Annotated in this window: 9 protein-coding genes; 2 read left to right on the plus strand and 7 right to left on the minus strand. The window is 61.0% G+C overall.

Annotated elements, in window-relative coordinates; translation table 11 throughout:
* Positions 1-7: 7 nt before the first annotated feature.
* The 6 genes from ACLH0J_RS12110 to ACLH0J_RS12135 form a co-directional block, all read right to left on the minus strand.
* Positions 8-1,753 carry an ABC transporter permease gene (locus tag ACLH0J_RS12110; RefSeq protein WP_411392133.1) on the minus strand — a complete coding sequence of 582 codons (1,746 nt, stop codon included), beginning with the start codon at positions 1,751-1,753 and terminating at the stop codon, positions 8-10.
* A gap of 229 nt (positions 1,754-1,982) precedes the next feature.
* The gene (locus ACLH0J_RS12115; RefSeq protein ID WP_411392134.1) at positions 1,983-2,711 is read right to left on the minus strand and encodes an alanyl-tRNA editing protein; all 729 of its coding nucleotides are present in this window, start codon (positions 2,709-2,711) and stop codon (positions 1,983-1,985) included.
* 2 nt (positions 2,712-2,713) lie between these two features.
* A complete protein-coding gene (locus ACLH0J_RS12120) occupies positions 2,714-3,706 on the minus strand; it encodes a serine O-acetyltransferase (protein WP_411392135.1) in 993 nt (330 codons plus the stop codon).
* Positions 3,707-3,743: 37 nt separating this feature from the next.
* Positions 3,744-4,658, minus strand: coding sequence for a PLP-dependent cysteine synthase family protein (locus ACLH0J_RS12125; RefSeq protein WP_411392812.1), 915 nt, complete (start codon positions 4,656-4,658; stop codon positions 3,744-3,746).
* Positions 4,659-4,682: 24 nt separating this feature from the next.
* Positions 4,683-6,545: a molybdopterin-synthase adenylyltransferase MoeB gene (moeB, locus tag ACLH0J_RS12130; protein ID WP_411392136.1), complete on the minus strand. Its 1,863-nt coding sequence runs from the start codon at positions 6,543-6,545 to the stop codon at positions 4,683-4,685.
* Positions 6,546-6,580: 35 nt separating this feature from the next.
* Positions 6,581-7,474, minus strand: a complete 894-nt coding sequence (locus ACLH0J_RS12135; protein WP_010563815.1) for a DMT family transporter — start codon at positions 7,472-7,474, stop codon at positions 6,581-6,583.
* 160 nt (positions 7,475-7,634) lie between these two features.
* On the opposite strand from ACLH0J_RS12135, the gene ACLH0J_RS12140 reads away from it, so the two are divergent.
* Positions 7,635-9,059, plus strand: coding sequence for a PLP-dependent aminotransferase family protein (locus ACLH0J_RS12140; protein ID WP_411392137.1), 1,425 nt, complete (start codon positions 7,635-7,637; stop codon positions 9,057-9,059).
* A 50-nt stretch (positions 9,060-9,109) separates the two neighbouring features.
* On the opposite strand, the gene ACLH0J_RS12145 is transcribed toward ACLH0J_RS12140, so the two are convergent.
* Positions 9,110-9,928 carry a pyruvate, water dikinase regulatory protein gene (locus ACLH0J_RS12145; protein ID WP_046382423.1) on the minus strand — a complete coding sequence of 273 codons (819 nt, stop codon included), beginning with the start codon at positions 9,926-9,928 and terminating at the stop codon, positions 9,110-9,112.
* Positions 9,929-10,106: 178 nt separating this feature from the next.
* Between ACLH0J_RS12145 and ppsA the strand changes: the two genes are divergently transcribed.
* Positions 10,107-12,482 carry a phosphoenolpyruvate synthase gene (gene ppsA / locus ACLH0J_RS12150; protein ID WP_411392138.1) on the plus strand — a complete coding sequence of 792 codons (2,376 nt, stop codon included), beginning with the start codon at positions 10,107-10,109 and terminating at the stop codon, positions 12,480-12,482.
* Positions 12,483-12,502 lie beyond the last annotated feature (20 nt).

Consider the following 12,502-nt stretch of genomic DNA (forward strand, 5'->3'; position numbering starts at 1 on the left):
AATCCCATCAATTCAAGCGAAGTTTGTTTTCAGCCATGGCGTACATCGGTCGCCAGACCGCGCGGTTGAAAGCCACTACAAAGATCGACATCACGACCACGCCCAGGGTGATTTTCGGGAAGTCGCCGGCTGCGGTGGTCTGCGCGATGTAGGCGCCCAACCCGTGGGCGACCACGTTGTCCTGTCCCCAGGACACATACTCGGACACGATGCTGGCGTTCCACGCGCCGCCCGAAGCGGTGATGGCGCCGGTGACGTAGTACGGGAAGATGCCCGGCAACATCACCTTGCGCCACCACAGCCAGCCGCGAATACGGAAGTTGGCGGCGGCTTCCTTATAGTCGTTGGGGAAGGCACTGGCGCCGGCGATCACGTTGAACAGGATGTACCACTGCGTGCCGAGTACGATCAGCGGGCTCAGCCAGATGTCCGGGTTCAGTTGGTAGTGCAGGATCACAATGACAAACACCGGAAACAGCAAGTTGGCCGGGAACGCTGCGAGGAACTGTGCCAGTGGCTGGATTTTTTCCGCCAGGCTTGGCCGCAGGCCGATCATCACGCCAAGCGGTACCCAGATCAGCGAAGCGATCAGGATCAGTCCCACCACCCGCAACAGGGTAATCAGGCCCAGCACCATCACATGCCCGACTTCGCCGAGGGTCACCTCGGTGCCGACATAACGCACGATGTGGTACAGCGCATAGGCGGTCAGCGCGGCGATGAGGGCGCCCCACACCCAGTCGATCACTTTGGACTTTGCCGCGCTGGCCGTGGGCATTGCCTTGAGCGTCCCGCGCGACAAGCTGAAGCGTCGGTTGCCCAGGCGGCTGATCGCGCGGGTGAAGGGGCGCAGGATGCGTTGGACCACGTGCGTGCGCTGGATCAGGTTCAGCACCCAGGACTGCGGGGCGCTGCCTTGCGAGGCGGTAGTTTCCATGCGGAACTTGTCGGCCCAGGCCACCAGCGGGCGAAACAGGAACTGGTCGTAGAGCAGGATCACCGCGATCATCACCAGAATCACATAGCCCACGGCATGCAGGTCTTTCTGGGCGATGGCCAGGGCCAGGTACGAACCCACGCCCGGCAAGGTGATGGTCTTGTCGCCGACCGTGATGGCTTCGGAAGCAACCACGAAAAACCAGCCACCGGACATGCTCATCATCATGTTCCACACCATGCCGGGCATGGCGAAGGGCACGTCGAGTTTCCAGAATTTCTGCCAGCCGGACAGCCGCAGGTTGGTGGACACTTCGACCAGGTCATGGGGCAGCATGCGCAATGACTGGTAGAAGCTGAACGTCATGTTCCAGGCCTGGCTGGTAAAGATCGCAAAGATCGCCGCGAACTCGGCACCGAGCACGCGTCCGGGAAACAGCAGCAGGAAGAACGTCACGGTAAACGAGATGTAGCCCAGCACCGGTACCGATTGCAGGATGTCGAGCACCGGTACCAGCAGTTTTTCGGCGCGCCGGCTTTTGGCCGCGAGGGTGCCGTACAGCAAGGTGAAGATCAGCGCCGCCGCCATCGCTGCGAGCATGCGCAGGGTCGTGCGCATCGCGTATTCCGGCAGGTTGGCCGGGTCCAGGGAAATGACGTCGCTTTGTAAGGTGGCGATGGGGGCCCAGGTTTCCCGGGCGGTGATGGAGAAGAACAGCAAAAAGCCGATCACCAGGGGCAGGGCGACCAGGTCCCAGCGATTGGGCATCAAGCGCATCGTGGACGCAGGGATATAGTGACGGAACACTTTGTTCATAGGCAGTCAGTCCTGCAGCGTTCAGGTTCAGAGTGGGCGTGATGGGCGTGGGCTTGTCTGTCGCACGAATCAACCGCGGCTAAGGGCGGTTGTGTTTTTGCGAGTGTTGGGCATCAAGGCGATGCAGGAGGAATTGTACGTTTCAGAATGTTACAAGGTCATAAATTTGCTGTCAGTTTCCTGTACGAACCGCGGTCAGCACATTGGCGTTCCAACCGCGGTCCGGCCGTTACTCAAAACGCAGGATGACCCGGCGGTTGTGCTTGCTCTTCTTTTCGATCTTCTCGCAGAACACCCGGCCGATTTCCTCGGTATTGATCACATGGGTGCCGCCGCACGGCTGGATATCGATCCCGCCAATTTCAATCACCCGCACCGCGCCCTGGATCACCGGCGGCGCCACCGCCTGGGTGCGGGTGATCTGCAGCAGGGTGGCGTACTCCGACGCGGGCATCGACAGGGTTTTCACCTGATGGGCCTGTTCGATCAGCGCATTGAGGTCGCGGGTGAGGCTGTCCTTGTCCAGGGTCATTTCCGGCAAATCGAAGTCCAGGCGGCCCTTGTCGGCACTGATGCTGCAGCCGGTGACCGGCGCGTCGATGAGCGAGCACAGCAGGTGCAGGCAGGTGTGCATTTTCATGTGTTGGTAGCGCCGTTCCCAGTCGAGGCTGGCGTCCACCTGGACCCCGGCGATCAACTGCTCGGGGCAGTGCTCCACCTGGTGCCAGATGATCGAGCGCAGCAGCGGGTCGCGCACCGTGCCGGTCACCTCGACCCGCGTGCCGTCCGCCAGGATGAAATGGCCGGTGTCGCCCGGTTGCCCGCCGCCGGTGGGGTAGAACAGCGTGTGTTCGAGGGCGATACCCTGTTCGCTGACGGCAATCACCCGTGCGCTGAAGGCGTTCTGGTAGGGCGCGCTGTCATACAGCGCCAGGGTTTCCATGGTGTGCACGGACATGTTCAACCTCCGACAATCAATGGGCTGGCTTGCAGCAGGTGGCGCACCATTGCGCTCAAGCCAGGAGGGGAAAGTAGGGTGATTTCAAATTCCGGGCCGCACACCTTGAGGTTCAGCGGCAGGCGCGGCAGATGGTTGCCCGACTCGACGCGGTGCAGGCGAAATTGCAGGTGGTGACGCTCTTTCACCGTGGGTTCGAGCATCAGCTCGGGCAACGGGTGGAAGTCGGCGTCCAGCACGGTGACCTTGTGGTTGATGTTGACCTCGCCGACCACGTGCAAGCGCTCATTCAGGGCGAAGGCGCCGAGGTAGTTGCTGTGGTCCGATTCGTCGTTTTTCTGCAACTGGATCTGGTTCACCACCTTGACCTTGGTGCCGGCCGGCACATCCTGGGTGATCACGCAGGATGGGCTGATGAACACGTTGTCGCCGATCAGCACATAGCCCAGCACGCGGGCGCCGGAGCCGACTTCGACGTTGTTGCCCAGGCGCGGGTGGCGCTTGCCGTCGGGGTTGTTGGCAATGCCCCGGGCGCCCAGGGTCACGCCGCACAGGATGTAGCAGTCGTTGCCGATCTCGCAGGTTTCGCCGATCACCGTGCCGTAGCCGTGGTCGAGCACGAAGCGTCGACCGATGCGCGCCGCCGGGTGGATCTCGGCCCCGGAGAGCACCTTGCCCTGGTTGCTCAGCTTGAGGGCAATGCGTGAAAACACACCGTTGGGCTGGTCGGGGAAATGCCACACCCGGTGCGCGAGCCGGTAATACAGCACCGCCTTGAACGAGGCGTAGGACTCCAGGATCAACTCGCCACGTCCGCGGGACGCCGGGTCGCGATACGCGTAGGCGATCAGGTCCTCGGCCACCGCTTGGGCCGCGCCCTGGATCAGTGGCGCCAGGTGCGGTTCCAACTGCTTCATCTGCGTGGGCGTCAGGGTCTTGATGAGGTGGGTGAGTAACTCATCGTGCAACAGTTGCATGTCGATAAAGCCGCCCATGGAGGCACCCCCGCATTCTGGTTGGTTGGAAAACCGGTTATTCGAAACTGGGCAGGTAGCTGTCGGCACTGTCGTAGACCATGGTCAATACCACCGTTTCGGGCGGCAGTTCGGGGGCGAGCCTGGCGATCGCTACCATGTTGGCGGCGGAGGACAGGCCCAGGCTGATGGCGTCGGTGCGCATGATGCGTTTGATCATGTCGATGCATTCCTGGTGCGAGACCTTGAGCATGCCGTCGATCACTTCCAGGTTGAGGATGCTCGGGATCAGGCCGATCGACAGCCCCTGGATATGGTGCGGTGCGTGCTGGTTGTTCAGCAGGTCGCATTCTTCCGGCTCCACGCCCATCACGCGGATGGCCGGCCAGGCGGTCTTCAGGGTTTCACCGATGCCGGTGATATGCCCGCCGGTACCGATGCCGCTGACGAAATAGTCCACGTGGCGATCACCGAACGCGCGGATGATTTCCCGTGCGGTGGTGTCGCGATGGGTTTGCGGGTTGGCGCCGTTGCGTTGCTGGTTGAGCATCACGTAGCTGGGGTTTTCCAGTTGCAGCTCCATGCACTTTTCGCCGTGGGAATTGTTGCCCAGGCGGCTGTCCGACAGCACCACCTTGGCCCCATACAGGCGCAGCAGCTTCTGTTTTTCGGGGCTGTAGTTGTCGGGGATCACCAGCACCACCTTGTAGCCCAGCACGTTGCCGGCCATGACCAGGCCGATGCCGGTATTGCCGCCGCTGGGTTCGATGATGGTTTGCCCTGAGTCACGGATCAGCACGCCACGGCGCTCGGCGTCGAGGATCATGCCCAGGGCGATGCGCGCCTTGTGGCTGCCGCCGGGGTTGAGGGATTCGAGCTTGGCGTAGACCTCGATGCCGAGGTCTTCGGAAAACTGCCCCAGGCGTACGATCGGCGTGTGGCCGATGGCATCGAGGATTGAGTTATGCAGCATCAGGTAGGAACCCATGGCCGGTGATCAGTACAAAGGCATGTCGGGTTCGACGTCGCGAACCCAATGTTTCATGCCGCCTTGCAGGACTTTGGTGTTGGCGAAGCCCGCTGCCAGCAAGGTGCTGGCGGCTTGCTCGGCGCGGGTGCCGGCGTAGCAGATCAGGTAGTGGGTGTTATCCCGACTGAGGCTGTCGAGGTGCCCATCCAGTTCGGCCAGGGGGATATGCACCACACCGGGCAATTTGCACACTTCCAGTTCGCTGGCATCGCGCACGTCCAGCAGCACATCGGCGCTGCTGTGGTGTTCGAGCACCTGCTTGAGCACGCGCGGCTTGATGTAGCGCTCTTCGGCCAGGGAGGGTTGGCGCGGTACCGCGTCCGCGCACGCGGCGGGTGCCTGGATTTCACTGTGACGCCGCTCGGAGCAGCACGGGCAGTCGGCGCGGCGCTTGAAGCGGATCTCGCTGAACTTCATCGCCAGCGCATCGAAGCGCATCAAGCGGCCGGACAGGGGCTCGCCGATGCCGATCAACAGCTTGATGGCCTCGGTGGCCTGGATCATCCCGACCACGCCGGGCAGCACGCCGATCACGCCGCCGGCGCTGCAATTGGGCGCCAGCTCGGCGGGCGGCGCCTTGGGAAACAGGCAGCGGTAGCACGGCCCGCCTTTGTAGTTGAGCACGCTGATCTGGCCGTCGAAACGGTAGATGGCGCCGTACACCAAGGGTTTGCCCAGTTGCACGCAGGCGTCGTTGACCAGGTAGCGGGTGTCGAAATTGTCGGTGCCGTCGATCACTAGGTCATAGGCGCCCACCAGTTCCAGGGCGTTGTCGGCGTTGAGGGCGGTGTCGTGGGCGTTGATCTGAATATGGCGGTTCAGATCCTGCAGACGCTGCTTGGCGGACGCCACTTTCGGCATACCGAGGGTGCTGTTGCCGTGGACGATCTGGCGTTGCAGGTTGCTGCTTTCCACCACGTCGAAATCCACCAGGCCCAGGGTGCCGATACCGGCCGCGGCGAGGTAGAGGCTGATGGGCGAACCCAGGCCGCCGGTGCCGATGATCAGCACCTTGGCTTTCTTGAGGTTCAACTGGCCTTCGCGGCCGACGCCGGGCAGGGTGATGTGGCGTACGTAGCGCTGTACTTCTTCATTGCTCAGGGTGTCGACGTCCATGCCGCCGGAAGTGGCGAGCAGCACTTCGATCCTGGCCTCTTCCGGCAATCGGTCATCGGCGTCGATCAGCGCTTCCTCGGCGGTGAACAGGAAGTGTTCCTTGAGCTGGTTGTTCTGCTCGTGAAACAGATGCTCGCGCAACTGCGGGTGGAGGCTGCAGAGGTTTTCAATGACTTCGCGCAATGTCGATCCGGCGCCCTTGAGGGTCGACTCCGGCAGCTTGGCCACGCGAACCAGAATGTCGGGGAAAGAGACAGCGTTCATGGACAACTCCGTGTGCAGGTCGTTGAAGGGTTTAAGGGCGAAATGCTTGCCATCCCAGGCAAACAGCTTGGAACCCAGGGCCTGGCCCTGGCGAACGTCTACCACCAGGTAACTGACGGGGTAGATCGGTTCGCCCATGAACAGCGCCTTGTCCTGGTCTTCGTCGCTGAAATAGGCACCGACGTCCGGGTGGGAGTGATAGATCACCACCACCGGGTTGTCGCTGCGAAACGCCTTGCTCAGCAGCAGGGTGTCGGCCACCGAAAACGTGTAGCCGTTGGCCGCACTGCGCGTGTACATCTCGGGGTTCTTGCGGTGCAGCTCGTTCTGGATATTGCTGCCCAGGTACACGCTGCCGTCGGCGAAGACGAAACCACAGCATTCCTCGGGGTAGCTGCGGCTGGCGTGGGCGTAGATCTGTTCCAGGGCTTCTGGGCGGAGGACGTCCATGTTTCTCTCGCGTTGCTGTGTGAGGGCCGGGAGGATCAATTTTTTTTGGCCAGGAGTTTTTCAACGGGCAACTTGGTGATCGCGAAGCCCGCCAGCAGGATGGCCGAGTACAGCATCAGGTCGCGGGAAATCGCCACGCCTTCGTACCAGGCACCGATGATCACCGCGAAGACCGGGAAAATGATGAATACGAAGGACAGGATGATCGGGCTCAGGCGCTTGAGCAGCATGAAGTACACGATGAAGCCGCCCACCGACGCCACCAGCCCCAGGTAGAACAGGGCGCCCCATGAGCGCAGGGTGATGGCTTCGAAGGTCGGCGTTTCAAACCATAACCCGGCGACGAACAGCATCAGCCCGGCAATGCCGATGGGCAGGGTGTTGTAGGTGATCACGCTGATGGCGCTGCCTTTCTGCTTGGTGATCACGTAGCACAAGGCGTGCATGATCGCCGCGCTCAGAATCGCCAGGACCCCGAAGAACTCCGCGTGGTCCAGGTGCAGGCCCTGGCTCTTGATGATCATGTAAAGGCTGCCGAAACCGATGCCGATGCCGACCACCTGGGAGAAATAGATGCGCTCGCGCAGGAACAGCGCGGAAAAGATCAGGATAAACACCGGCATGCAGCTAAACAGCAGCGCGGTCAGGCCGGACGACACATGCATCTCGCCATAGTTGAGCAGGTAGTAGGGAACGCTGAAGTAGGACAGGGTCACAAACACGAAGAACCAGCGGCTCTCGCGAGGAAACAGGATCGGCTCGCGGCGCACCATGGCGAAACACAGGAACAGCGGGAAGGCGATCAGGAAGCGCAGGCCGGCGGACGTCAGCGGCGGCACGCTCTCCACCGCGATCTTGATCCCCAGCCAGGTGGTGCCCCAGCTCAGGCACACGATCAAAAACATCACGCTGGTGACCAGGCCGGCCAACCACTGTTTTTGGGTTTTTGTTTTGGCGCTGTTTTCGAGAACGGCGGACATTGGCATCGTTTATTGCTTCCCTGAGCCGGAATTGAACTCTATATTGAGCTGGTAATGAGTCGTAAAATTCGGCGATTGAACCCGTAAAAGCACACTATTAGGGCTAAAGATGACTGTCAAAACAAATATTGACATGGTGTCAATTATGCGTGAGGGGTTGTCCAACGGACAGGGCGTCAAGTACAAGCGCCTGTCCGATGTCATGGAGCGAGGCATCCTCGAAGGCTTGATTGAGCCCGGACGAAAACTGCCGCCCCATCGGGTACTTTCCGACAATCTGGGGGTCACCATCGGCACCATCAGCCGGGCCTACGGTGAGTTGGAACGCCTGGGGTTGGTGGTGGCACGGGTGGGGGACGGCACGTTCGTGCGTAAGCGTGGGATGGAGCGTCAGCGCGACGAAGGCTTTCGCAACTTCAGCGATGAGCCACGCCAGTACTTCGACATGAGTCGCAACATGCATATCCCCGGGCAGGAAACCACCTTCCTGGCCCAGAGTTTCCAGACCCTGTCCACCAACGCCAAATTTCTCCAGGACATCAGCGCCTACACCCCGGACGCCGGCCTGCCGCGTTACCGCGATGCGGGCGCGCAGTGGCTGGTGCAGCGCGATTTCCATCCGATTCCCGAGCAGGTCATCTGCGTCAACGGCGGGCAGCATGGCTTGCTCTGCGCGATGATGGCGTTGCTGCGGGCCGGCGATACGGTGGTCACCGAGCAACTGACGTACCCCGGCCTGATCACGGCTGCGCGGATGCTCGGCATCCGCTTGATCGGCCTGGAGATGGATGAAGAAGGTGTGTTGCCTAGCGCGCTGGATGAGGTGTGTCGCAATCACCGGATTTCGGCGTTGTACTGCACCCCGACGATCCAGAACCCGACCACCGCGGTGTTATCGGTGGCGCGTCGTGAAGCGCTGGTGAAAGTGTGCCGGGAACATAATCTGCTGATTCTTGAGGACGAAGCCCACGGTGTATTGGTGGAAGACCGACCGCCGCCGCTGAGTCATTTCGCCCCCGAACGTACGATTCTGATCAGCAGCTTGAGCAAGGCGGTGTCCGCCGGGCTGCGCGTAGGCTACGTGCATGCGCCGCCGGCATTGGTCAGCCGGATCTCTGCGGCCCTGCGTTCCACCTGCTGGATGGCGACGCCGGTGACCCTGGAGTTGGCCACCCAATGGATCGAAAACGGTACGGCGGAATACCTGTTGCATCAGCAGATCAACGAGATCAGCCGACGCAAAGCGCTGGTACAGGATTTGTTGGACGGCCTGGCGTATCGCACCCACTTGAACAGCCCGCATTTCTGGATCGAAGTGCCGGAGCCATGGCGCGCCTCGGAAATCGAGGCGGAACTCAAGCAGAACAATTACCTGATCGCCACCGCCGAGGCCTTTGCCGTAGGGCAGACAGCGGTGCCGCAGTTTATCCGGGCGAGTATCTGCAACACCTCGGGGGATGATCAGTTATTGCGGGCGGGCTTTGATGCGCTGGCGACGGCGTTGGGGCAGGGTGGCGGACGGTTTCACCTGTAGGTGGAGGTGGCGAGTCAGCTAGAGCCACAGCCGGCCGGCTCACCAGAAGGTTATTTGAACCGCCGTTCCACACCTTTCTCCACCAGGATCTTCGCCGAAATCTCTTCCACCGAAAAATGCGTGGAATTGATGTGTGCAATGTTCTCGCGACGGAACAGATTTTCCACTTCGCGCACTTCAAACTCGCACTGGGCATAGCTGGAGTAGCGGCTATTGGGTTTGCGCTCGTTGCGGATCGCGGTGAGGCGGTCCGGGTCGATGGTCAGGCCGAACAGCTTGTGCGAGTGAGCACGCAGGGCGGTCGGCAGGGTCAGGTGCTCCATGTCGTCTTCGGTCAGCGGGTAGTTGGCCGCGCGGATGCCGAATTGCATGGCCATGTATAGACAGGTCGGGGTCTTGCCGCAGCGCGACACGCCCACCAGGATGATGTCGGCCTTGTCGTAGTAGTGGGTGCGGGCCCCATCGTCGTTGTCGAGGGCGAAGTTCACCGCTTCGATACGCTCCATATAGTTGGAGTTGTGCCCAATGGAATGGGACTTTCCGACCGAATAAGAGGAGTGTTCACTCAGCTCCTGTTCCAGCGGCGCCAGGAAGCTCGAGAAAATGTCGATCATGAAACCATTCGAAGTAGCGAGGATCTCACGGATGTCTTGATTGACGATGGTGTCGAAAATGATCGGTCGGAAGCCGTCTTTTTCAGCGGCCAGATTGATTTGTTGTACCATAGCCCGCGCTTTATCCGCGTTGTCGATATAGGGGCGCGTGAATTTGGCGAAAGTAACGTTTTCGAACTGCGCGAGCAGGCTTTGGCCCAGGGTTTCGGCTGTAATGCCGGTTCCATCGGAAATAAAGAAAGCAGATCGTTTCATTTGAGCCCTGGGCCTTAAGCTGATGGCGAATCTTGGATATGATAGGCGCGATTTTGCCGTCCCTCAGTGGGCCGCATTCTCACTTATTTTCCAGGTCCAGGCCACAAGCGCTGGCGAATGCTCCTACTGAGCAGCCGGCGTCCTGAGCTTTTCCAATACAGAAAGTGGAGAGATCACCTTGGTAGAGTACGTAGTTTCCCTCGATAAGCTCGGCGTCCATGATGTGGAGCACGTAGGGGGCAAGAACGCATCCCTCGGCGAGATGATCAGTAATCTTGCAGGCGCTGGTGTCTCGGTGCCAGGTGGTTTTGCCACCACCGCCCAGGCTTACCGTGATTTTCTCGAGCTGAGCGGCCTCAACGCTCAGATCCACGCCGCGCTGGACGCTCTGGACGTCGACGACGTCAACGCCCTGGCCAAGACCGGCGCCCAGATCCGTCAGTGGATCATGGAAGCCGAGTTCCCCGAGAAACTCAACGAAGAAATCCGTACCGCGTTCGCCACGCTGTCGGCCGGTAACCCGGACATGGCTGTCGCCGTGCGCTCCTCGGCCACCGCCGAAGACTTGCCCGACGCCTCCTTCGCGGGCCAGCAGGAAACCTTCCTCAACATCCGCGGCGTGGAAAACGTGATCCGCGCGGCCAAGGAAGTGTTCGCCTCGCTGTTCAACGACCGCGCCATTTCCTACCGCGTACACCAGGGTTTCGATCACAAGCTGGTGGCTTTGTCTGCCGGTGTGCAGCGCATGGTGCGTTCGGAAACCGGTACCGCTGGCGTGATGTTCACCCTGGACACCGAGTCGGGCTTCCGTGACGTGGTGTTCATCACCGGCGCCTACGGTCTCGGCGAAACCGTCGTACAAGGCGCGGTCAACCCGGACGAATTCTACGTACACAAGGGCACCCTCGAAGCGGGTCGCCCGGCCATCCTGCGCCGCAACCTGGGCAGCAAGGCCATCAAGATGATCTACGGCGACGAGGCCAAGGCCGGTCGTTCGGTCAAGACCGTTGAAGTCGACAAGGCCGAGCGCGCGCGCTTCTGCCTGAGCGACGCGGAAGTCAGCGAGCTGGCCAAACAAGCGATGATCATCGAGAAGCACTACAAGTGCCCGATGGACATCGAGTGGGCCAAGGACGGTGACGACGGCAAGCTGTACATCGTGCAGGCGCGTCCGGAAACCGTGAAGAGCCGCACTTCGGCCAACGTCATGGAACGCTACCTGCTCAAGGAAACCGGCACCGTGCTGGTGGAAGGGCGTGCCATCGGCCAGCGCATCGGCGCCGGCAAGGTACGCATCATCAAGGACGTGTCCGAGATGGACAAGGTCCAGCCAGGTGACGTACTGGTCTCCGACATGACCGATCCGGATTGGGAACCGGTGATGAAGCGCGCCAGCGCCATCGTCACCAACCGTGGCGGGCGTACCTGCCACGCGGCGATTATCGCCCGTGAACTGGGGATTCCTGCGGTAGTCGGTTGCGGCAACGCCACCCAACTGCTCAAGGATGGCCAGGGCGTGACCGTATCCTGCGCCGAAGGCGATACCGGTTTTATCTTCGAAGGCGAGTTGGGCTTCGACATCAAGCAAAACTCCATCGACGCCATGCCGGACCTGCCGTTCAAGATCATGATGAACGTCGGTAACCCGGATCGCGCGTTCGACTTCGCGCAGTTGCCGAATGCCGGCGTGGGCCTGGCCCGCCTGGAATTCATCATCAACCGCATGATCGGCGTGCACCCCAAGGCTCTGCTGAATTACGACGGTCTGCCGCAGGACATCAAGGACAGCGTCGACAAGCGTATCGCCGGCTACAACGACCCGGTGGGCTTCTACGTCGAGAAGCTGGTGGAAGGCATCAGCACCCTGGCGGCGGCGTTCTACCCGAAAAAGGTCATCGTGCGCCTGTCGGACTTCAAGTCCAACGAATACGCCAACCTGATCGGCGGCAAGCTCTACGAGCCGGAAGAAGAAAACCCGATGCTGGGTTTCCGTGGCGCCTCGCGTTATATCAGCGAAGCCTTCCGTGACTGCTTCGAACTCGAATGCCGCGCGCTGAAACGTGTGCGCAACGAGATGGGGTTGACCAACGTCGAGATCATGGTGCCGTTCGTGCGCACCCTGGGTGAAGCGAGCCAAGTGGTCGACCTGCTGGCTGAAAACGGCCTGTCCCGTGGCGAAAACGGCCTGCGCGTCATCATGATGTGCGAACTGCCGTCCAACGCCATCCTGGCCGAAGAGTTCCTGGAGTTCTTCGACGGCTTCTCCATCGGCTCCAACGACCTGACCCAGCTGACCCTGGGCCTGGACCGCGACTCCGGGATCATCGCTCACCTGTTCGACGAGCGTAACCCTGCGGTCAAGAAGCTGCTGGCCAACGCCATCCAGGCATGCAACAAGGCCGGCAAGTACATCGGTATCTGCGGCCAAGGCCCTTCCGATCACCCGGACCTGGCCAAATGGCTGATGGAACAGGGCATCGAAAGCGTCTCGTTGAACCCTGACTCCGTGCTGGAAACCTGGTTCTTCCTGGCGGAAGGCCAAGCGTCCGCCTAAGCACGACCTGTCAAAAAGTG

This window comes from Pseudomonas sp. MPB23 (genome assembly GCF_046605395.1).
GTDB lineage: Bacteria > Pseudomonadota > Gammaproteobacteria > Pseudomonadales > Pseudomonadaceae > Aquipseudomonas.

Coding starts and splice junctions, on each gene's coding strand:
- ACLH0J_RS12140 (WP_411392137.1), top strand. CDS start 7,635: ATGACTGTCAAAACAAATATTGACATGGTGTCAATTATGCGTGAGGGG.
- moeB (WP_411392136.1), bottom strand. CDS start 6,545: ATGGACGTCCTCCGCCCAGAAGCCCTGGAACAGATCTACGCCCACGCC.
- ACLH0J_RS12110 (WP_411392133.1), bottom strand. CDS start 1,753: ATGAACAAAGTGTTCCGTCACTATATCCCTGCGTCCACGATGCGCTTG.
- ACLH0J_RS12120 (WP_411392135.1), bottom strand. CDS start 3,706: ATGGGCGGCTTTATCGACATGCAACTGTTGCACGATGAGTTACTCACC.
- ACLH0J_RS12115 (WP_411392134.1), bottom strand. CDS start 2,711: ATGTCCGTGCACACCATGGAAACCCTGGCGCTGTATGACAGCGCGCCC.
- ACLH0J_RS12145 (WP_046382423.1), bottom strand. CDS start 9,928: ATGAAACGATCTGCTTTCTTTATTTCCGATGGAACCGGCATTACAGCC.
- ACLH0J_RS12125 (WP_411392812.1), bottom strand. CDS start 4,658: ATGCTGCATAACTCAATCCTCGATGCCATCGGCCACACGCCGATCGTA.